The organism is Saccharibacillus deserti (genome assembly GCF_013618475.1).
GTDB lineage: Bacteria > Bacillota > Bacilli > Paenibacillales > Paenibacillaceae > Saccharibacillus > Saccharibacillus deserti.
The window spans coordinates 212574-231782 of the sequence record NZ_JABJVN010000006.1 but is presented as its reverse complement, the minus strand read 5'-3'; the positions used below and the strand labels follow the sequence as shown (position 1 = coordinate 231782).

The 19209-nt window shown below is 57.6% G+C and carries 22 protein-coding genes and 1 pseudogene; 7 read left to right on the top strand and 16 right to left on the bottom strand.

Annotated elements, in window-relative coordinates; translation table 11 throughout:
* The first annotated feature begins 193 nt into the window (after positions 1-193).
* Positions 194-487, top strand: a complete 294-nt coding sequence (locus HOP44_RS16255; RefSeq protein ID WP_172255165.1) for a putative quinol monooxygenase — start codon at positions 194-196, stop codon at positions 485-487.
* Positions 488-724: 237 nt separating this feature from the next.
* Positions 725-1717 (top strand): catalase family peroxidase, encoded by a 993-nt coding sequence (locus HOP44_RS16250; protein WP_172255163.1) that lies wholly within the window; start codon positions 725-727, stop codon positions 1715-1717.
* Between the two features lie 131 nt (positions 1718-1848).
* Here HOP44_RS16250 and HOP44_RS16245 read toward each other — a convergent pair whose 3' ends face one another.
* From HOP44_RS16245 to HOP44_RS16235, 3 genes are all read right to left on the bottom strand, one after another.
* Positions 1849-2214 carry a macro domain-containing protein gene (locus tag HOP44_RS16245; protein ID WP_172255161.1) on the bottom strand — a complete coding sequence of 122 codons (366 nt, stop codon included), beginning with the start codon at positions 2212-2214 and terminating at the stop codon, positions 1849-1851.
* A 161-nt stretch (positions 2215-2375) separates the two neighbouring features.
* The gene (ybiA, locus tag HOP44_RS16240) at positions 2376-2936 is read right to left on the bottom strand and encodes a riboflavin biosynthesis intermediates N-glycosidase (RefSeq protein ID WP_172255159.1); all 561 of its coding nucleotides are present in this window, start codon (positions 2934-2936) and stop codon (positions 2376-2378) included.
* A complete protein-coding gene (locus HOP44_RS16235) occupies positions 2933-3916 on the bottom strand; it encodes an NUDIX hydrolase (RefSeq protein ID WP_343059931.1) in 984 nt (327 codons plus the stop codon). Before HOP44_RS16235 ends, ybiA begins: the two co-directional genes overlap by 4 nt.
* Positions 3917-4078: 162 nt before the next feature.
* Here HOP44_RS16235 and HOP44_RS16230 point away from each other — a divergent pair, with 162 nt between their 5' ends.
* On the top strand, positions 4079-4963 hold the full coding sequence (locus HOP44_RS16230) for a YkgJ family cysteine cluster protein (RefSeq protein ID WP_246369862.1): 885 nt from the start codon (positions 4079-4081) through the stop codon (positions 4961-4963).
* A gap of 227 nt (positions 4964-5190) precedes the next feature.
* On the opposite strand, the gene HOP44_RS16225 is transcribed toward HOP44_RS16230, so the two are convergent.
* The 4 genes and pseudogenes from HOP44_RS16225 to HOP44_RS16215 form a co-directional block, all read right to left on the bottom strand.
* Positions 5191-5373, bottom strand: coding sequence for a DUF3934 family protein (locus HOP44_RS16225; RefSeq protein WP_172255157.1), 183 nt, complete (start codon positions 5371-5373; stop codon positions 5191-5193).
* A gap of 321 nt (positions 5374-5694) precedes the next feature.
* Positions 5695-5820 (bottom strand): annotated as a pseudogene (locus HOP44_RS22855) (radical SAM protein); the annotation flags it as partial.
* 20 nt (positions 5821-5840) lie between these two features.
* Positions 5841-7418, bottom strand: coding sequence for a histidine kinase N-terminal 7TM domain-containing diguanylate cyclase (locus tag HOP44_RS16220; RefSeq protein ID WP_172255155.1), 1578 nt, complete (start codon positions 7416-7418; stop codon positions 5841-5843).
* 220 nt (positions 7419-7638) lie between these two features.
* A complete protein-coding gene (locus HOP44_RS16215) occupies positions 7639-8661 on the bottom strand; it encodes an SDR family oxidoreductase (protein ID WP_172255147.1) in 1023 nt (340 codons plus the stop codon).
* A gap of 173 nt (positions 8662-8834) precedes the next feature.
* Here HOP44_RS16215 and HOP44_RS16210 point away from each other — a divergent pair, with 173 nt between their 5' ends.
* Complete coding sequence (locus HOP44_RS16210) at positions 8835-10013, top strand: hypothetical protein (protein WP_172255145.1); 1179 nt, start codon at positions 8835-8837, stop codon at positions 10011-10013.
* A gap of 95 nt (positions 10014-10108) precedes the next feature.
* On the opposite strand, the gene HOP44_RS16205 is transcribed toward HOP44_RS16210, so the two are convergent.
* Entirely contained in the window at positions 10109-10696 is a 588-nt protein-coding gene (locus HOP44_RS16205; RefSeq protein ID WP_172255143.1) for an NAD(P)H-dependent oxidoreductase, read from the bottom strand.
* Between the two features lie 120 nt (positions 10697-10816).
* Between HOP44_RS16205 and HOP44_RS16200 the strand changes: the two genes are divergently transcribed.
* A complete protein-coding gene (locus tag HOP44_RS16200; protein WP_172255141.1) occupies positions 10817-11245 on the top strand; it encodes a MarR family winged helix-turn-helix transcriptional regulator in 429 nt (142 codons plus the stop codon).
* 101 nt (positions 11246-11346) lie between these two features.
* On the opposite strand, the gene HOP44_RS16195 is transcribed toward HOP44_RS16200, so the two are convergent.
* The 6 genes from HOP44_RS16195 to HOP44_RS16170 all read right to left on the bottom strand — a co-directional run bounded on the left by HOP44_RS16195 (position 11347) and on the right by HOP44_RS16170 (position 15044).
* A complete protein-coding gene (locus tag HOP44_RS16195; protein ID WP_343059930.1) occupies positions 11347-11916 on the bottom strand; it encodes an NADPH-dependent FMN reductase in 570 nt (189 codons plus the stop codon).
* Positions 11906-12412 carry an SRPBCC domain-containing protein gene (locus HOP44_RS16190; protein WP_172255139.1) on the bottom strand — a complete coding sequence of 169 codons (507 nt, stop codon included), beginning with the start codon at positions 12410-12412 and terminating at the stop codon, positions 11906-11908. The genes HOP44_RS16195 and HOP44_RS16190 overlap by 11 nt, the downstream gene beginning before the upstream one ends.
* 68 nt (positions 12413-12480) lie before the next feature.
* On the bottom strand, positions 12481-12801 hold the full coding sequence (locus tag HOP44_RS16185) for an ArsR/SmtB family transcription factor (protein ID WP_172255326.1): 321 nt from the start codon (positions 12799-12801) through the stop codon (positions 12481-12483).
* 243 nt (positions 12802-13044) lie between these two features.
* Positions 13045-14109, bottom strand: coding sequence for an LLM class flavin-dependent oxidoreductase (locus HOP44_RS16180; RefSeq protein ID WP_172255137.1), 1065 nt, complete (start codon positions 14107-14109; stop codon positions 13045-13047).
* 145 nt (positions 14110-14254) lie between these two features.
* On the bottom strand, positions 14255-14494 hold the full coding sequence (locus HOP44_RS16175) for a hypothetical protein (protein ID WP_172255135.1): 240 nt from the start codon (positions 14492-14494) through the stop codon (positions 14255-14257).
* A 256-nt stretch (positions 14495-14750) separates the two neighbouring features.
* A complete protein-coding gene (locus HOP44_RS16170) occupies positions 14751-15044 on the bottom strand; it encodes a WGxxGxxG family protein (RefSeq protein WP_172255133.1) in 294 nt (97 codons plus the stop codon).
* A gap of 274 nt (positions 15045-15318) precedes the next feature.
* Here HOP44_RS16170 and HOP44_RS16165 point away from each other — a divergent pair, with 274 nt between their 5' ends.
* Both HOP44_RS16165 and HOP44_RS16160 read left to right on the top strand, forming a co-directional pair.
* On the top strand, positions 15319-16248 hold the full coding sequence (locus tag HOP44_RS16165; protein ID WP_172255131.1) for a prenyltransferase: 930 nt from the start codon (positions 15319-15321) through the stop codon (positions 16246-16248).
* A gap of 136 nt (positions 16249-16384) precedes the next feature.
* Positions 16385-17302 (top strand): aldo/keto reductase, encoded by a 918-nt coding sequence (locus HOP44_RS16160; protein ID WP_172255129.1) that lies wholly within the window; start codon positions 16385-16387, stop codon positions 17300-17302.
* Positions 17303-17498: 196 nt separating this feature from the next.
* Here HOP44_RS16160 and HOP44_RS16155 read toward each other — a convergent pair whose 3' ends face one another.
* Both HOP44_RS16155 and HOP44_RS16150 read right to left on the bottom strand, forming a co-directional pair.
* The gene (locus HOP44_RS16155; protein WP_172255127.1) at positions 17499-18542 is read right to left on the bottom strand and encodes an LTA glycolipid anchor biosynthesis glycosyltransferase, IagA/BgsA family; all 1044 of its coding nucleotides are present in this window, start codon (positions 18540-18542) and stop codon (positions 17499-17501) included.
* 25 nt (positions 18543-18567) lie between these two features.
* On the bottom strand, positions 18568-19167 hold the full coding sequence (locus HOP44_RS16150; protein WP_216667612.1) for a TVP38/TMEM64 family protein: 600 nt from the start codon (positions 19165-19167) through the stop codon (positions 18568-18570).
* Positions 19168-19209: the final 42 nt, after the last annotated feature.

The window sequence follows — 19209 nt, the reverse complement described above, 5'->3', positions numbered from 1 at the left end:
GCAATCGGAGCCCGGCGCAAAAATGGGTCGCCAGGCAGGAACCAAGGGTATATAGAAGAGAGCTTGAAACCGGGACAGGTGCCCAGGGTAAAAAAAGAAGGAACGCGGCGGGGGATTAAGGCTCGCTCGGCGCGGTTCCTGCAAATTACGCGCCTGTAAGGATTCGCAATTTTCGGGACGGGGAGGTTACGAAATGGAAGAGATCACCATTACGGCCGTAATCAAAGCCAAACCCGGCCGGGAGCATGAGCTCCGCGGGGAACTGATCAAAGTCGTCGGTCCGACAAGAACCGAACACGGCTGCCTGGAATACGTACTGAACGAATCGATGGAAGATCCCCGCGTATTTATCTTCTATGAGCGCTGGGAAGATCAGGCTTCCGTTCAAACCCATCTGGACAGCGAACATTACCGGGAATACCGCCAGGCTACGGAAGAGCTGGTCGAAAGCCGGGAGATTTACCGGCTGCAGCCGGTCACGGGCTGAGACGTGCCGCGCAGCAAGCGTCCGGCCCGCGAATCGCCCGGCGCAAAGCGTTTTGGCGCGCCGAAGCTTCAGGCCGGGGGAAGACCGCCTTTTCCAAGGAACCGTTCTTTGCCGAATCCGGCGGAAGAGCGGTTCTATTTGTTGGATTCGCGGGTATAGAAAAGGTAGTCCCTATCGTGCGGCCCGCAAAGCCGCCCACTATCCTACAGCTACAGGAAGCGAGAGTGAACAACCGCTATGTTCAGCGAATCTGAAAATCATCAAGCCCATGGCCTATCCGGCGGTACGACCGATTCTTCCGACACCCATACCCCTTTATATATGACGGCGGCCGAAGAAGCCGTCGACGAACTTGAACGCGTCTCCGGCGTGCATCCGGGCTACCGACGCGCCCATGCGCGCGGCTTCTGCTGCCGGGCTTCGTTTCTTCCGAGCGGCAAAGCCGCCCCGTTCACGACTGCTCCGCATCTGCAGGACCGCGAGGTCAAAGCCATCGTACGCTTCTCGGGCAGCTCGACCGACCCGGCTCTGGCCGATCTGCTGTCGCCGGCCAAAGGCATGGCCGTTCAGTTCCTGCTGCCGGATGGCGGCCACAGCAATATGGTCGGCGTAACGGTTCCGGTATTTTTCGCCCGGACCCCGGAGTCGTTCATGGAAATGCTGACGACCCTCAACCGGACCAAAACCGGACAGATGCCCAAATCCGAAGCGCTGCGGCGCTTCGCCCGGCACTTCAGCGAGAGCCGTCAGAGTCTGCTGGCGCTTAAACGTCTAAAGCCGCCGGCCAGCTACGCCACGAATCTGTATTACTGTATCCATGTCTATATGCTGGTCGACGCAGACGGCCGCAGACGGCCGGTCAAGTTCGAATGGATTCCCGATTCGGGCGTACAGACGCTGTCGATCCACGACGCGGCGGCCATGCCCGACGATTATCTGGAACGCGAGCTTGAACTGCGTATGCTTGCGCAGCCGCCTTCGTTCAAACTGAGTATCGTATTCGGCGAAGAAGGCGATCCGACCCATGATCCGACCAAACGGTGGCCAAGCGACCGCAAGCGGATCGACGCCGGGCGTCTGGTCCTGTTGGAGCCGATTGCCGAGCCGCAGGGCCTGGTTATGGACCCGACGGCGATCACCGAAGGCATCGCCCTGTCCGACGACCCGATTCTCAACTTCCGCCGCGACACGTACGCCGAGTCGTTGAAGCGGCGCAGCGGCGGCCATTGATTTTCTTTTGCCCAAGAACCATTCCGGCCCACTACAAAAGACATGCGGTTCAAGCGCCCCGTCGGCGCCTGTCCGCATGTCTTTTGTGATGCTTGCAAAAACCGCCGCCCTGGAGCGGCAGTCTTTGCTAGCTATGCCCGCTTGTCGCGAGATCCGGCAGAAGGTGTACAGACGACAACCTCCGTCGGACTATCCGCAAACACGTCAAGCACGATCTCCCGCACTTTCTCCCAGCGGAGCCGGTCAAGTCCGCTTCCGATCCGGGGCATCGCAAGTCTCGTTACGCCGTCCGCCTCGCGGACTTCGCGCAGCGAACGCAGCGCCTCCGTCAGCGACGCATAGGTGGGCTTGTTGAAATACTTCGCTTTGGTCACCAGATTCATGGCACGTCCCTGCCGGACGCAGCTTCCGACTTCCAGCGGCTGCAGGGCCGCTTCTTCCCGCAGCCCCCGAAGATTGAACCGCCTGACAAATTCCGCGGCGATCCCTTTGCCCATCCGGGCCCTCGCTGAGCACCTGCGCATGCCGGATATCGATCTCTTCGCCTTGATAGACGTAAGATCCGCCTGCGGCGATTTCGACCGTTTCCGCGGCTGTACGCCGCATCCGGTCTCGCGCCTTCCCGCGAATCCCCTGCGTGTTCACCTGCTCGTTCACGTTACATTCCCTCCTCGATCAGTTGGTCCCGCGCTTCGCTCAGCGCAAATCCCAGCAGGTTCGTTCCCCGCCATCTCGCCGGGTTCTCCGCATCCGGATGGTCTTTGCCCATACCGATTCCCCAGATCCGGTCTCTCGGACTGGCTTCGACCAGAATCCGATTCTGCGTTTTTCGGAGAAACGCCCACAGCTCGGCATTTTGACGGAACTTCTCCAGGCTCGCGCGTTTGACGATTCCGTACGCTTCTTTCTTCCAGACGGCATCATCGAAGTTTTGCACCTGTCGGCCGAATTCTTTCATCTGCTTCGGGTGTACGGCCTGCAAAATGCGCTCGCGCGCTTCCCCGTCCTGGAACAACCTCGCTTTTTCCGCCATCATGTACTGCTCGGCGCATCCGTACTCCGTTCCGTCCACCGCGAACACACTCGGCCACCATTGGCTCAGACAGCTGGAATCCGCGATCCCCGGCACTTTGGGGGTATGTCCCCAGAAAAACAAATATTTCAACCGCTCGCCGGCTCCCTGTGCCTGGCGCAGCGTTTCCCATTCATAAATTTTCATTCGTAATCGCCCCATTCCTCGCGGCCGCGCCGGTACAATCTCGAAGGTCGATGGCCCGCCTTTTCCGTATATTCGTCCGTTTTCTCCACAAGCGGTTCCGCTTTGCGGCGGAAAGCCGCTTTTAACAGCTCCCGGTCCAGAACCGATTCATAGACCTGCTGCAGTTCCGTAAGCGTAAATCGCTCCGGCATCAAATGCAGCGCCAGGTCGCTTCGCTCCACCCGTTCTCTCAAGCGCTCGATCGCCATGGCGATAATCTTCGCATGGTCGAAAGCCAGCCCTTCGTTGCTCCGGATCCGGTACTCGTCCGCCGATGCTCCGCGGGTACGGGTGCGGCGGCATTCGACGACCGCGGTCAGTTCGATCCGCTCCGTTTCGCCCGCAGATTCTCCGGTCAGATCCGCTTCCGCCTTGTCCAAGGCAAGCTTCAATTCGAAGCGGCGGACATGCAGGATGCCGCCCGATTCCAAGCGCTCCCGGCTGTCGCTCTGCAGGCGGTAGGTCAGCTCGAACCAGGCCGCCCGATCGGCATCGTCGCCGGCTTCCACATGCAGCCCCCGGCTGTCGACAAGCGCCATATAGGCGCAGCTCATCACCCAAGTCCGCGGATCGCGCCCTACGTCGCTGAACGTATGCAGCTGCTCCAGATAGACGCGGTCCACGCCCGTTTCTTCGCGCAGTTCCCGGGCGGCCGCCTGATCGGCCGTTTCCGTCGGCCGTACAAATCCTCCGGGAAGCGCCCAGCAGCCGAGGTACGGGTGCCCTCCGCGCCGGATAAGCAGAACGCGCAGCGTACGTTTCGGCAGCTTGCGGTAGTTCTCTTCCTTCTCGCCCGCCACGGTAAAGATCACCATGTCCGCGGCGACCGAAGGACGTTCGTAATCGCCGGCATCATAGCTCCCCAGAAATTCTTCTTCCGTCAAACCGTTCGCGTCGCGCAGCGCTTCGCCGCCGTGTTTGTTTCTGCTGCCGGTATCCACTGCAGCTCCTCCTTCGGGCTCCGCAGCCGATTTCCCGGGCGGAGTTGTTGTTATTCAATTTATGATATTATCTAATTGTTACTAACAATATTAATCGAAGCTCCCTTCCTCGTCAAACCTTTCGCAGCCCTGATTTCCGTTTGGTGCGATCAAGGGGGTATAATGGAAACAGAATCCAAATTCAAGGAAGTGAAGCTATTCATGCCGAATACCCCGGAAGCGCCGCGGACACAGCCGACTGCGGATTCCAACGAACCCTGCTTCTGCGGCAGCGGACGCCCGATGCGGCTCTGCCACAAGACCGCTTCGGCCGACAGCCGGGCGGCGCAGATCAATCGCCTGTATCAGGACGTCGAACGGACGATCGAAGACTACCGGGCCGGCAGCCCCAAGCAGCCTCCCTGCCACGAAGGCTGCAGCTCGTGCTGCTCCGATTATTTCCCTGTATCCCAGGTCGAATTCGAACTGCTGCTTGTCTATATGGAACGCCATTGGAGTCGGGAAGAAATTCGCGAAGCCTTCGGGCGGGCGGAAGAAAACCTGGCGGCTCTCGAACGCGAAAACCCGGCTATGCACGCTTCTTTGACCCATACGGTCGATCGCAAAGGCGAACTTGAAGCCGTCCGCCGTCATGCGGGCCGCAACAGTTTCCCCTGTCCGCTGCTCGACGCCGACAGCGGACGGTGCCGCGTGTATCCCGCACGGCCGTTCCTCTGCCGGACGCACGGCAGCTCGCACACCTTCTACGGCTCCTGGCGCGAACGGCTTCAGTCCGAACGGGTCTGCGAACATATCGACGGCGGACGGAGCCACCGCAAGATCACGCCGAACGTCGCGGACCTGTGGCCCCGTTACGAAGAGCTCGCCGATGTACGCATCGGACCGCAGCGGCGTCTGCTGCGCCAATATCCGATCTTTTACTGGCTGGTCCTGTACGGCCGGCACGGAAACGGACAGACGGCTAAGCTGGGCAGCCCAGACAACTTCGATCTGCCGCTGGACGAACACAATGCCCGGATGGCGGCGCACGGAGCGCAGACGAATTGAATGATCGGACCTGATGGCCGGGCCCAGCCCCGGCCGGTGCCCAAACCCCAAAAGACCGCTTTCCGCGCCATCTGTACGATGGCTGCGGAAAGCGGTCTTTTGGATTCTGCCGCGCGAAAAGTTCCGGGCTTGCTTGCACCGAAAACTCCTGCGGGGATATGGATTGTGTTCGCGTTCTGCGCTGCTGCGCCGACTCTATTTCCATCGGCTGCGGCCGGTCCGGCGATTTATTCGCCGTCCAGTCTGCCCTTTTCGCCGATTTCGGATTTCGTTTCGGATTTTGCTTCGGTATCCTTGCCTTTGGTCTTGTAAGGTTTGGGTGCATTCTTCTTGCGGTTCTCCGCTTTCTGCCAGCGGTTCCAGCCTTTCTTGCCGGTTCCGCGGCCCGTGCCGCCCTTCTTGCTTGCCATGATTTGTTCGCCTCGCTTTCGCGCCCCTCGCCTCCCGCCGGACCGTTTGAGCGGTCTTTCCGATGCGCATGGACGTCTGTCGTTCTATCGTACGTTATGAAGAGGCTCCCGCACAAGCGGGAATCGAAATTTGCAGCAAACAAGCGGCGGCCGCCGCAAGGGGAGGCCTGTGCGCCAAGCGAACGCATTTCGCCTACGGAGCGGCCGGAAACAGCGCTTCATAAGCCGGACACGGAAGCTGCTCCAGGAAATCCGCCAATATTTTCGATCACTTTGTCGTAGACGCGCGGGTCCATCCCGTAATAAGCGCCGAACGATTCCGCGTCGGTAAGCGCAGCAGTCATCGCATTTGAAATTGCAGTTCGACGTCACGCCGACTTCCAATCCTTCCGGTTCGTAGATATCCGGCGTTTCCAGCTCGAGTGCCTTGTATTTATTTTCCGCCATCGCCGCTTTCCTCTTCTTCGTCAGGTGGCTTCGCGGGATTCGGCCGTTCCGTCCGCCGCATCCAGAGCGACCCTATTGCGACCGAGCTTCTTGGCCCGGTAGAGAGCCTGATCCGCGCGTCGCATCAAGATCTGCATATCCGACCCGGATGAAGGCCGCATATGCGAGGCGCCGAAGCTCGACGTCACGCGAATCAGACGACCTTCCATAGGGATCTCCAGCATTTCGATCCCGGCTCGGATCCTCTCCGCGCAGAGTACGGCTTTGTCCGGGCCCGTGTCCGGCAGACAAAGCACGAATTCGTCGCCGCCGTAGCGTCCGGCAATTCCCTGTTCGCCCAGAACCGCGCGGATGACGTTCGCCACTTCGCCAAGCACGCGGTCTCCCGCTTCGTGCCCGAGGGTATCATTCACTTTCTTGAAATGATCGACGTCGAACATCACGACCGAGACACCCGCACCGTTCGCAGGCGCCCTGCCGATTACGCGTTCGGAACGTTCGATCAGCGTGCTCTTGTTGAACAAGCCCGTCAGACCGTCCGTGCTCGCCAGGCGCTTGAGTTCCTGTTCCATGGCGATCCTTTCCGTAATATCGACAAAGGTCACGATACTGCCCGATCGGCAGCCTGCCCGTCCCCGAATCGGAGAAAACCGGACATGCACATAGACCGGCGCCTCGGCTCCGGATTCCAGCAGCAGATCGCTTTCCTGGCCGGCTTGGATACATGCGGCGATCTCCGGACGGCCATCCAGCACGTCAGGCGCGAAACGTCCGATACTGCGTGGGGCCAGTTCGGGCACGAACGTCAGCATCGCCCGGTTGTAATCGACGACCAGCTGCTGCTCATTGAGCACAAGCACGCCGTCTCCCATACTCTCAAACACGATATCCCGCGCGATCGGGGCCACGTTGAACATGCGGAAACGGAACACGGCCATACTGTGAAAAATGAACGAAACGCTGATAAACACAGGACCCAGATCGATCCCGTACGGACTCAGCCCGGCCAGGTAATAGAGGTTGCCGGCGACGGGCACCAGCACCCCGGCCGCCATAGCCAGCATCTGCATCCGGAACCGGTGACGGGCTTTGCGGATCTGCAGCAGCAGGGCGGCGATCGAAAGGGCCAGACAGCCGTAGAGAAACAGCGTATGTACGATATACCAAGGACCGGCCGTCAGTTTGACGATCGGAAAATCCAGGTTCGGCTGAAGCCCGATCGAAGCGTAATACAAATGATGCCAGTCGTTCGTATGCTGAAGCACGAAGGTGATCGCAGGGATCGCGAACAAAGCCCGCCTTTTCCAGGGACCCGGTACAATACCCGCATACTCCAGACACATCAGCAGGGTAAAGACCGGCAGAAACGGCAGAGAGAAATATTCGATCCCGATCCAGAACTTGATCTGTCCAAGATCGGCACTCGTTAATTCGAAAGCATATCCATAGGCCAGAAGAGACGCCATCAGCGCCGCCAGAACATAATACCGGCCTCCCGGCGCATTGCGGAAACGAAGCAGCGCATAAACCGCCAGAAAAAGGCTCAGCGTTCCTCCCATCAGAATGACCGACACGTATACGAGCAACTGCTGCGCCATTTTCACCCGCTCCATTTAGAATAATATCAAACACGAAAAGGCACTTATGCGCACACAAGTGCTTGCTTTATCTCTTACCCACATTTTCTCTAGTATATAGCAGTTTAGCTTCCGAATCCCAAACAATAATTGGGTATCGGGAATCACTCGGGGTGCTCGGCGTCCGGGAAACCCCACATCAAAAAAGCGCCCGCGGCAGACGCGGAGCGCTTTTCCGGGACTATCGGTCCCCTTTTACCTCTTGAATCGCCCGTTCCAGCGCCGCCGCCACTTTATCGCTCCAGGCATCGAATTCCGGGTCTTCCTGCTGCGTATCGGCATGCGCCAGCATATATTCCACCGCTTCGCGCAGTCCCTGATCCGCCCGTGTCGTCGCGGCAAATTCCGGCACGAGGCGCTTGAGCTTCGAGTTGTCGAAGACGACCGTATTGGCTTTGTCGCCGAGCAGGCTGCCGCGATAATCCTCCCCGCTGCAGGCGTCCAGGAACTCCGAGGGGACATGCAGCAGCTTCGGCTTCACTCCAAGCGCGGAAGCGACAATCTCGTGAATCTGATTCCAGGTAACCGATTCGTCCGAGGTGATATGCACCGCGTCGCCGATCGCATGGATATTGCCCATCAGCCCGACGAACCCTTTGGCGAAGTCCCGACTGTGGGTGACCGTCCAGAGCGACGTTCCGTCTCCGTGCACGAGGACCGGCTTGCCTTCCTGCATCCGCCGCAGCACCTGCCACGGTCCCTGGGCACCATGTACGCCTACCGGTACGGAGCGTTCGCTGTACGTATGGCTCGGACGCACGATCGTCACCGGGAAGCCCTCTTCGCGGTACTGCTTCATCAGATACTCTTCGCAGGCAATCTTGTTGCGCGAATATTCCCAATACGGATTGGCGAGCGGCGTACTCTCCGTAATCCGGTAATCCGCCGGCGGGGACTGGTAAGCCGAAGCCGAACCGATAAAGAGATACTGCTTCGTCTTGCCTTTGAACAGCCGGCAATCGCGCTCGACCTGCTCCGGCACGAAAGCGATAAACTGCGCGACCGCGTCGAATTCCAGATCGGCAATCAGCTCCGCCACTTTCGCTTCATCGTTGATGTCGCCCTGCAGCAGATGCGCCCCTTCCGGCAGCTCCGCGTTGCGGTTGCCCCGGTTGAGCAAATAAAGTTCATGCCCCTGCGCAAGCAGCAGCTTCGTAATCTCCGTACTGATCGTACCCGTTCCTCCGATAAACAGCGCTTTCATAAGTTCGCCTCCGTTTGCAATCAAGATGGACCTGCCCGTCTTTCCGCGCTTTACGGCCTCTAGGATAGCATGCCCGAAAGGAGAATACAAATTCACTCCGCCCATGTTTCAAGCGACGCCTTTTTCTTTATAAGGTAAGCGAACGTCCAATATACGGAAAAGGAGACACATCCATGAAAAAACCGATCCGCCCTCTTCTTCTCTCCCTGCTCTGTCTGCTTCTGCTCGCCCTTCCCGCAGCCGCTTTCGGCGCTCCGGCCCCGACTACCAAGACTCCGGCTGCCGACATGCGAACCACAATGGCCAAAGTCCACGGGGAACACGCCTACTACACGATTATCGCTATGCAAAAAAGATTCGATCAGGCACCGGACGCTGCCGAAGCGGCGAACGTGCTGAACGCCAACTCCAACACGATGGCCATGATGGTCTCGGAGCTCTACGGCAAAAGCGCCGCCCAAACGTTCCGCACGGGCTGGGATAACCACATCGCGCTGCTGATGAATTACGTGGACGCCACGAAGTCCAAAAACAACGACGCGCGCAAGCAGGCGACAATGGGATTGAAGAAGAATGCCGCTTCCATGGCAACCCTCCTGAACAATCTTAATCCGCATCTCGATCGCAAAATGCTGGAACAAAATCTTCTGGTCCATGAACAGTATCTGCTCCAGTCGTTCGACGGATATGCCGCGGGCAAGTATGGAACCGCCTACACGGCCGCGCATAACGCGTATGCCCGTACTTCGATGATCGGCGCCATGATGGCGACCGCCGTCGTGAAGCAGTTCCCGGCGAAATTCGACGAAACGACGACCCAGACGGACGCCGCTTACCTGCGCCAGCAGATGGGACAAGGACTCGGCGAGCACGCGATCCTGTCGATCCTGGTGCTTCAGAAAGCTCACGACAAAGCGCCGGATTACGCCAACGCCAAAGCCGCGCTGGACAAAAACACGGCCGCGCTGACCGCGACGCACCGCAGCCTGTTCGGAGCCGGAGCCGCCAAAACGTTCAACCAGCAGTGGAACCGCCATATCAAGGATTACCAGCTCTATCTGGCAGCTACGCTTGCCGGCAATGAAGCGGGCCGCAAAGCCGCCAAAGCCGACCTCGGCGATTTCGTCGCCAAGATCACCGCGTTCCAGGTGAACCGTCTGCCGCTGGATAAGACGATGACGTACCAGGCCAACGCCATGCACGGCGCGCATGTCATCACGGCAATCGACTCCTATCATAACGCCAACTATGCCAAGACCTATCAGGCACTGCGCATCGGTTATAACCATATGTGGATGACCGGCAACGATCTGTCGGAAGCGGTCGTGAAGAAGATGCCGGGGAAATTCTGAACGGAATGAGAGAGAAAAGGCTAGGGGAAAAAGATAAAAGGACCGGCTCTAGAAGCCGGTCCTTTTTCATGTCGTTCCCTATAGTGAACACTAACTTACTGAGCGACGTCCCGGAAATACCGGTACACTTTCTCCAGCTTCTGCTTCTGTTTGCCCTGGGGTTTTTCCATGCCGCCGAATTCGAAGAACTTTACTTTTTTGATGCCGACGTAGCCGAACAGCGCTCTGCGCATCAGAACCTGGTGGGCATTGCCCATCAACAGCCGCAAATAGCCTGTCGGGCCTTTCATGACGGAGATGCAGACGGCCGTTTTGCCTTTCAGCAGTCCTTCCGGCATCAGGCCGCCTTTGTCGAGATAAGCAAACTTCGAAGCGAACATCCGGTCGATAAAGCCCATCATCATCGCCGGAGGACGGCCCCACCAGATCGGGTAGATCAGCACGATCTTGTCCGCCCAGATCAGCAGTTCACGATGCCGCGCAAGCTCGGGATCCAGATGCATATCGCGTCTTCTTTTATCTTCGTTAAAAACCAGCACCGGGTTGAATCCTTCTTCGTAGAGGTCAAGCACGCGCACTTCCTGCACCTCTTGATTCTCTTCTGCGCCGCGAAGCACCTCTTGCATAAACGAATAACTCAGACTCTTGTGGTTGGGATGGGCATAGACCAGAAGCATGTTCATCGAATCCCCTCTTTTCATTATCATTTGATAACCAAAAGGTATCATACCGCTTATATAGTTGTCAAATGATAATTGTTTAAATACAACTTTTTTGTTATGTTGGACAAAAGAGGTGAGAGTATGGATCACAGCGCTTTGTTTCAAAAAGTCGTCTCGTTCGCATCCGCCGTGCACGAAGTGACGCACGAGATGACGCGCGGCGTCAAAGACGAAGATATCACGCACGTCCAATACAAAATTCTGGAGTATATGATGTTCTCACAGCCCGTGACCCCAAGCGAAATCGCGGACTGCGTAAATCTGTCGCTGCCCAATACGAGCCGGGAACTGCGCAAGCTGCTTGAGAAAGGCTTATGCGAAAAAGGAGTAGACGAAGCCGACCGCCGGCGTCAGATGTTCCGTTTGTCCGAAGAAGGCCAGGCTCTTATGGCTCGGGTCTTCGCACAGGCGCAGCGGGGATTCGAACAGCGGATTGCAGGCCTATCGGCAGCGGAGCTGACAGGGATCGAACAGGCACTGGAGCTGCTGCGCAAAAGAGTTTTCGAGTAAACATGCAAAAAAAGGCGCGACCGTGCGAAGCTTATCCCGCTTCGTATGGTCACGCCTTTTCAATTTGTACCCGGCTATCCGTGATCGGACGCTTTTCGACTTCAGCCTGCGGCTTCGGCCAGCGCTGCTGCCAGCTTCCGCAGCCTATCTTCGGTCTCGGCATCGTTCAAAGTCCCGTCCGCCGCAAACTTTTTCGTGATGAACGGAATACACAGCCCGGCTCCTTCCGGAATGACGGCGCTCATCATCCCGAGCGTCCCGATCAGCGAATCGAGTGCCGCCGAGCCGCCCTGCGGATGGGGAGAAGCTCCGATCGCCGCAGTCGGCTTATCGACGAATTCGCCTGAAGAAACGACCCAGTCGAGCGCATTTTTCAGTGACCCGGGAACCCCGCGTGCATATTCCGGCGTACAGATGACGATGGCGTCCGCCCAAGCGAGATGCGCTCTCCACTGCTTTACCTCTTCGTGTACCGGAAGGCCGCTGTCCTCCAGGTCGGGATTGAAATGCGGCAGGTTCGCCAGCTTGTCGTACGTCTCATACTTCGCATGCGGCGGCAGCAAACGTTCGAAAGCCGACAGCAGTCTCGAATTGGCCGACTGTGCGCGAAGGCTCCCCGAAATGCCGAGTATCTTTATGGGTTTCCGGTCGACTTGCCCTTTACTGTTCACTAAGGTACTCCTCCAGTCGGTCCCACGTCTCGCGGATGCCCTGCTCCATGCCCATCTCGACAACCGTCTTCAGCGACTCTTCCGAATCGTACAGGGTGCGGGAGACCAGCTTCGTTCCGCCTTCGAACTCTTCGAAGACCAATGTGGTATCGGATGGAGGCAGGTCTTCGTTGATGCCGCCTTCGGCATCGGAGAAATAATCGGTATAGACGAATGAGTTCGGCGCATCGATCCTGCGGTAAACGCCTTTGCCCCAGGACTCCATCCCGAAAAAGTCGCCTTGATTCTTGTCTTGGCACGTCATGCAGTAATGCCAGACGCCTTCCGGCCGGAAATCGAGCGTACAGGCGGTGAGTACCCAACCCCGGGGTCCCCACCAATGCTTCAGGTGTTCACATTGGGTGAACGCCGCAAATACTTTTTCCCGCGGCGCTTGGAAGACCCGTTCCATCACAAATTCCCGGCCTTCGATTCTTACGATCATACGGTCTGTCATGTCGATTTCCTCCCTGAAATACCTGATTTGGATGCATCTTCGAGTATTCGGTATCCGACGCGCCCCGGTCAATCCGGCATATTCCGCAGGTACTCGTCCAGCCGGTCGAAGCGTTCGCTCCACAGCTCGCGGTAGCCCGCCAGCCAATCTTCCATCTCCCGAAAAGGCTCCGGCCGCAGCCGGTAATGCCTCCGGTTCGCCGCAGCCTGAACCTCCACCACGCCTGCCTGCTGCAGCACCTTAAGATGTTTGGAAGCCTGCGGCTGGCGCAGTTCCAAACGATCCGCAATCTCGCCTACGCTGAGCGGTCCTTCGCGCAGCAGCGACACGATCCGCATGCGGCTCGGTTCCGCCAATGCACCGAACAGCTCTGTATGTCTTTCGTCCATATCGTCTCTGCGCAGACCGGAATCGGCCTTTCTTCCGCCTTCTCCCGTTCCGCGCAAGATCACCTCTTTCAATCGTGCGTCTTGTACAGCTCCCAATATAACCCAACCGAATATTCCCGTAAAGGGATATTCGAAAATAAATATATCGCCGATTTGATCGAAAAGCCGCAGAAAAAAGCCCGCACCGAAAGGTGCGGGCTTGGAAGGAATCAGCCGCCTGCGAAGAAACGGCGGCCTTCTTCTTTATTCTGCGGGTTGTCCCGCCGCTTCCCAAGCCGCGATTTCTTCGCGGACGATCGGAGCTACTTTCGTACCAAGCAGTTCGACCGAACGCAGCACGTCGTCGTGGTTGCCCATCGTACCTACCGGCGTATGCAGCATGAAGCGGGTAATCCCGACTTTTTTGCGCAGATCGATGATCTTCTTCGCCACCGTCTCCGGGCTGCCGACGTACAGCGCCCCTTCCGGTCCGCGCAAAGCATCGTAACCCTGCCGGGTATACGGAGCCCAGCCGCGCTCTTTGCCGAGCACGGTCATCGCATAGCGCATCGACGGATAGAATTTGTCCGCCGCTTCGTCGTCGGTCCCGCCGACGAAACCGTGCGAATGCGAAGCGACCGGCAGCAGGGACGCATCGTGTCCGCCGTGCCGGGCCGCACGCTTGTACAGATCGACAAGCGGCGCGAACTGAGCCGGACGCCCACCGATAATCGCGAGCACCAGCGGCAGGTTCAGCAGGCCGGCGCGGACGACGGACTCCTGATTGCCGCCGCTGCCGATCCAGATCGGCAGTTTCTCCTGCACGGGACGCGGATAAACGCCCCGGTTCTTGATCGCCGGACGGTGCCCGCCTTTCCAGTCGACGATTTCCGATTGCTGAATTTGGAGCAGCAGCTCCAGCTTCTCGTCGAACAGATCGTCGTAGTCGTTCAGATCGTAACCGAACAGCGGGAACGATTCGATAAACGACCCCCGGCCCGCCATGATCTCCGCGCGGCCGTTCGAGATGGCGTCCACGGTCGAGAAGTCCTGGAACACGCGTACCGGATCGGCCGAAGACAGCACCGTTACCGCGCTTGTCAGGCGGATCTTCTCGGTACGGGCCGCGGCCGCAGCCAGAATGACCGCAGGGGCGGAAGCTGCGTAATCGATCCGGTGATGTTCGCCTACCCCGAACACGTCAAGGCCGACTTTGTCCGCGAGGACGATCTCTTCCACAACCTGACGGATGCGCTCCGCGTGACTGATCGTCGGTCCGGTGCCGTCCGCCGGAGTGGTTTCCACAAATGTACTGATGCCGATTTCCATGATTGAATCTCCTTTTCGATAAGCCGACTCTTTGAGTAACGGTCAATTAAATTTATTAAAGTAAGTTACTATAATTATTTTATATGCTCATTATCGGCTTTTTCGACGGAGATTTCAAGCATTGTTTTGAAAGTCGGTTCGAAACTTAAGGAATCATCGAAGGAACGGTCGTGAAAAACAGGATCAGAATGAGGCCTGCGATCAGAAAAGCCGCACCGGCGGCCAGACTGGCCGTTTTCTCGCGGGCGGCGGCACTGTTTCCTTCCCGTTTTTCGTTTTTGCGGTAAGGTTCCACAGTCGGCATGAATCCTTTTCTTAAATAAAAAGCGCCCAGCAGAATCAAAGCGATTCCCGGAAGCAAAAGCCAAAGCGATTCGATCGGCATACGCCACCCCTTTTCCACTTGATACCTATTATGTAACCCGAAACATAGCGAAGTGCCTCTCCCGAAAGAAGAAGCTTTTGCGGAGGCCCGCCGATATTCATTTATCCTTCCTTCTATTAAATAAATAAATAAATAAACGAATGTTCCAAATCTTTGTCCCGCAGATGCTTTTATGGAGGCAGTACCGATTTAAGCAGCAAAAAAAGCGCCATGCCCGCGGAGTTCCGCAGCATAGACGCTTTTTGGTGAATCTCTCTTAACGGTTGTTCGTCGTGCGGGTTACGGACGTGTCATGGTGGTCATTGCGGCGGCGCAGACCGAGCAGACCGAGCAGACCCAGCAGACCGAGCAGGCCCCAAAGCCCCTTGTCGCCGTCGTCGTCGGTTGCTTCGTCAACGGCATCGCTGGTTGTTCCCTCTACGTCAGCCGCAGCCGAAATGGACGTCGTACCAACGGATGCAGTCTGTGCTTCCCCTGCAAAAGCAGAAGCTGCGCCGAAAGCGGATACGAGCGACAGAACGAGGAACAGGTTTCTGATTTTAGTCAACATGTGTGTAGCCTCCTTGGTGAGTTTGTTTGACATTCATTTACTATAAAACCACAGGGGTATCCTTGAATCTAAGATTTTTTCGGGAGATGCTTTCACGCCCCGTTCCGCGGACGCCTACACCCTTGCTCCGCACCGATTTTATAGCTTTTTTAAAATGTGAAATATATTTCAGAAACAAGTCCGGAATTTTCTTGCGGCGTGGTTCTTCGCTCCTGCCAGGTGTTATAGGTTGTTAAAGTATGAAAGACTTCGCACCCGGAAAGGAGCCGCCATCTTGCCTCATTCCGCTTCGGCCATACTCAAAAACGGACTGCTGCTCATGCGGCCCGCCGCCGTGATCGCTTCGAGCGTCGTCATTATCTTCTCGGGCGTCTATCCGCTGTTTCTGGATCCGGTGTTGCCGACCGACCGGGCACTGACCGCGGCGCTTCTGCTGCTGCTCGGCGGCCTGCTCATTCACGGTCTGCTGACGCATGCGCTCAACGATTATACCGATTACCGGTCGGGTACGGACGCGAATAGCCCTGCCCTGCTGTCCGGCGGAAGCCGAATTATCCAGAGCGGACGGATCTCGCCCGAAGCGCTCGGCCGATTCGGCTTCGGGCTGGCCGCCGCCCTGCTCATCGCAGCGGTGCTGCTCGCCGTGTCGGGACAGGTCAGGCTTGCCGTTTTGCTGGCCGTCGGCCTTTGGGGCGCTTTCTCCTATTCCGCGGCTCCTTTTCGGCTGGCCTATGTCCCTTTCGCCGGTGAATGGATCAGCACGTTTCCTTCCACCTTCGCGCTGGGGCTCGGGGGAGCCTGGCTGCTGCTGGACGACCTGCCCCAGTGGGCCGTGCAGAACGCCTGGATCAACGCCATGTACTGCATCGCCTGGGTGATGGTGCACCATATCCCCGACCTGGATGCCGACCGCGGCGCTTCCCCCGTCAAACGGACGAGCGTCGTCTGGGCCGCCGACCGGTTCGGCCTCGCCTTTGCCCGTCTTCCGGCCATTGTCTATTTCGCCATGATCGGCCTGTCCGCGCTCTGGTTTATGGGATCCGGCCGAATGACCGCGGCGGCGATCATTCTGGCGGCGGCAGCCTTGTCGATCTATTGGCTGGCCCGGGTGGATGTGCGCGACGCTGCGGCCGTAACGGTGTGCGAGAAAAAAATGCTGCTCACCGCGATGATTCTGGCGATCGGGCTCGGCATTTTCCACTAAATCCGGTCGAACGGGTATAGAAGGCCCAGGCTTGGCAGCAAAAATGGCAGGATGCCTTTTATGCCTTGAAAACGTTTTATTTTTATGTCACAATTGTTATGATTTTAAGTAACCAGATACGAGGAGGAAAGCAGCTATGAGAACCATCAAGCTCGGAAGCAGCAATCTGGACGTACCGGTAGTCGCTGTCGGCTGTATGAGAATCGATTCCCTGGACAAAAAAGAAGCCGAAACATTCGTGCAAACGGCACTCGACGAAGGCGCAAACTTCTTCGACCATGCGGACATTTACGGCGGCGGCAAGTGCGAAGAAATCTTTGCCGAAGCGGTACATATGAGCCCGTCGGTACGCGAGAACCTGATTCTGCAGTCCAAATGCGGCATCCGTCAGGGACAGTTCGATTTCTCCAAGGAGCATATCCTGTCGTCCGTCGACGGTATTCTGCAAAGACTCAATACCGACTACCTCGATATCCTGCTGCTGCACCGTCCCGACGCTCTGGTCGAGCCTGAAGAAGTGGCCGAAGCGTTCGATAAGCTGGAATCTTCGGGTAAAGTCCGCCACTTCGGCGTGTCCAACCAAAAACCGATGCAGATCGATCTGCTCAAAAAATATGTGAAGCAGCCGCTGGTCGCCAATCAGCTTCAGCTCAGCATCACGAATGCCAACATGATCTCCAACGGCGTCAACGTAAACATGCTGATCGACGAGTCGGTCGACCGCGACGGCAGCATTCTGGATTACTGCCGCCTGAACGATATCACGATTCAGCCGTGGTCGCCGTTCCAGTACGGATTCTTCGAAGGCGTCTTCCTCGACAACGACAAATTCCCGGAGCTGAACGCGGAGATCAACAAGGTTGCGGAAGCTCACGGCGTGAGCAATACGACGATCGCGATCGCGTGGCTGCTGCGCCACCCGGCGAATATGCAGCCGGTAACAGGAACGATGAACGTGCAGCGGATCAAAGACTGCATCAAAGCCGGTGAAGTGAAGCTGTCCCGCGAAGAATGGTACAGTATCTATCGTGCGGCCGGCAACAAACTGCCTTAAGACATTCCCGCTTTCTGATCCGACCTCAACCGGGTCAAGGCTTAAGACCTGCCCGGGTCACGACTGCGCGGCTGTATCCGAATATCAAAAAACCTGCCCGTCCATCCCGGCTGCGTATCCGAAGATGCACAGCCGGCCGGCGGCAGGTTTTTTGGCGTTTGCAGGTTTCGAACCGTAAACGAGGTCCCGATAAGGTCTAGACTTCCGGGTGCAGAATCTTTGCCTGCGGCTTGACCGGATTGCTATGTAAGGCGATCTCATATAATTCGACAAGGCGCCGGCCTACCGCATCCAGATCGAGCCCCAAAGCCAATTTCCGGCCGTTGGCGGTGAGATCCGGCAGCGTACGCCCCGCAATCCCCCGGATGCCGCGCTCGAACGCATCCAGATCGCGTGCCTTGTAGACGGTTCCTCCGTCTTCGAGCCAATCGGCGTAGATCGGCAGATCGCGCACCAGCACGGGGATTTCAGCGGCCAGAGCTTCCAGCAGCACGATGCCTTCCGTCTCTTCGTGGGTCGCGAACAGAAACAGATTGCTTCCGCAGTAAGCGTCGCGCAGCTCTTCCCGGTTCACGTAGCCGGGAAAACGCAGGTTCGGCAGCTTCGTTTCCACCGCTTCGCGAATCTTCGGCGGCACCATGTACAGCGGCGTATAGCCGAACCAGTAGAATTGATGATCCGGCATCCGCCGGGCCAGTTCCACGAAATCCAGCACGCCTTTGCGCTCGATATAATGTCCGACCGACAGAACGACTTTCGCCTCTTCGTCCAGACCGTGCCTGAGGCGGAAGCGGCGTCCGGCTTCCGGGTCCGGCGCAAAAAACGCGCTGTCCACCCCGTTCGACAAACTGACGATCGGATTGGTCACCCCGTAGTTTTGGATCAGTCCTTTGGCGTATTCCGTCGGCGTGATGAGCAGATCGGCGCTGCGGTAACAGCGCATGATCCAACGTTTGAACAGCGGTGCCGCCAGGTTCGACCCCCGGAAAGAATTGCGGAAGTCTTCCATGGTCGAATGGGCATGGTAGACGACTTTTTTGCCTTTTCGTTTCGCTCTTTTCGCCATCCGCAGGGAATCGGGGAAAATGGTGTTCAGATGCACAAGATCGTAATCCTCACGCTCGTTCATCGTGTAATCGATGCCGAGCCTCTCCAGCGCTTCGCGCTGGTGGCGCACAGCCTCGCCGACTCCGCTTCGGCTTACCGTGTCCAGCGATCCGGCATACAGCAGGATTTTCATGTTTGTTTCCTTCCCTTCTTCACATTCAAGCGATGCCGAACAGCTTTGCCGCCCAGGTAATCGCCGCGCTCAGACCAAAGCTGTAAGCCGCGATCGCAAGCGGTTTGCCGAGCAGGATAATCGTCGTAAAGCGGCGCAGCGTCATCTTCGTCGTTCCCGCCAGGTAGCACAGGAAATCGTCCGGTGCGACCGGCATGAAGATGCCTACGGCAAACAGATTGTTGAAGCGGCGGCCTTCCGTCCAGTGTTTGTATTTGGCCTGCAGCTTCGGACTGAACATGCTGTCCAGAATAGGGCGGCCGTACCTTCGCGCAAGCAGGAACGCGGCCAGCGAACCCAGGCAGATTCCGATATAGTTATAGAAAAATCCGGCCAGCGGTCCGAAGATCAGGATGCCGCCCACGCAGCCGATCCCGCCGGGCAGAATCGGAATGACCACCTGTACGGCTTGGAATACAACGAAGATCAGCGGCGCCCACACGCCAAACCCCGCGAGAAACCCTTCCAGCGAAGCTTGGGAAGTGAAGATCCCCGTATAGAAACCGTAAACGATGCAGGCTGCACAAGCAGCCAATCCGGCAGCGGTCGTGGCGTTCATCATATAGCGCACCGAGAAAGACTTCAAGGCCAATCCCTCCGATCTGTAAATAAGGAATGCGTTGCACAT

What these genes read in the sequence shown, in the direction of transcription:
- HOP44_RS16255 (WP_172255165.1), top strand. Translation starts at nt 194, where the DNA reads ATGGAAGAGATCACCATTACGGCCGTAATCAAAGCCAAACCCGGCCGG.
- HOP44_RS16250 (WP_172255163.1), top strand. Translation starts at nt 725, where the DNA reads ATGTTCAGCGAATCTGAAAATCATCAAGCCCATGGCCTATCCGGCGGT.
- HOP44_RS16245 (WP_172255161.1), bottom strand. Translation starts at nt 2,214, where the DNA reads ATGGGCAAAGGGATCGCCGCGGAATTTGTCAGGCGGTTCAATCTTCGG.
- ybiA (WP_172255159.1), bottom strand. Translation starts at nt 2,936, where the DNA reads ATGAAAATTTATGAATGGGAAACGCTGCGCCAGGCACAGGGAGCCGGC.
- HOP44_RS16230 (WP_246369862.1), top strand. Translation starts at nt 4,079, where the DNA reads ATGGAAACAGAATCCAAATTCAAGGAAGTGAAGCTATTCATGCCGAAT.
- HOP44_RS16225 (WP_172255157.1), bottom strand. Translation starts at nt 5,373, where the DNA reads ATGGCAAGCAAGAAGGGCGGCACGGGCCGCGGAACCGGCAAGAAAGGC.
- HOP44_RS16220 (WP_172255155.1), bottom strand. Translation starts at nt 7,418, where the DNA reads ATGGCGCAGCAGTTGCTCGTATACGTGTCGGTCATTCTGATGGGAGGA.
- HOP44_RS16215 (WP_172255147.1), bottom strand. Translation starts at nt 8,661, where the DNA reads ATGAAAGCGCTGTTTATCGGAGGAACGGGTACGATCAGTACGGAGATT.
- HOP44_RS16210 (WP_172255145.1), top strand. Translation starts at nt 8,835, where the DNA reads ATGAAAAAACCGATCCGCCCTCTTCTTCTCTCCCTGCTCTGTCTGCTT.
- HOP44_RS16205 (WP_172255143.1), bottom strand. Translation starts at nt 10,696, where the DNA reads ATGAACATGCTTCTGGTCTATGCCCATCCCAACCACAAGAGTCTGAGT.
- HOP44_RS16200 (WP_172255141.1), top strand. Translation starts at nt 10,817, where the DNA reads ATGGATCACAGCGCTTTGTTTCAAAAAGTCGTCTCGTTCGCATCCGCC.
- HOP44_RS16190 (WP_172255139.1), bottom strand. Translation starts at nt 12,412, where the DNA reads ATGACAGACCGTATGATCGTAAGAATCGAAGGCCGGGAATTTGTGATG.
- HOP44_RS16185 (WP_172255326.1), bottom strand. Translation starts at nt 12,801, where the DNA reads ATGGACGAAAGACATACAGAGCTGTTCGGTGCATTGGCGGAACCGAGC.
- HOP44_RS16180 (WP_172255137.1), bottom strand. Translation starts at nt 14,109, where the DNA reads ATGGAAATCGGCATCAGTACATTTGTGGAAACCACTCCGGCGGACGGC.
- HOP44_RS16175 (WP_172255135.1), bottom strand. Translation starts at nt 14,494, where the DNA reads ATGCCGATCGAATCGCTTTGGCTTTTGCTTCCGGGAATCGCTTTGATT.
- HOP44_RS16170 (WP_172255133.1), bottom strand. Translation starts at nt 15,044, where the DNA reads ATGTTGACTAAAATCAGAAACCTGTTCCTCGTTCTGTCGCTCGTATCC.
- HOP44_RS16160 (WP_172255129.1), top strand. Translation starts at nt 16,385, where the DNA reads ATGAGAACCATCAAGCTCGGAAGCAGCAATCTGGACGTACCGGTAGTC.
- HOP44_RS16155 (WP_172255127.1), bottom strand. Translation starts at nt 18,542, where the DNA reads ATGAAAATCCTGCTGTATGCCGGATCGCTGGACACGGTAAGCCGAAGC.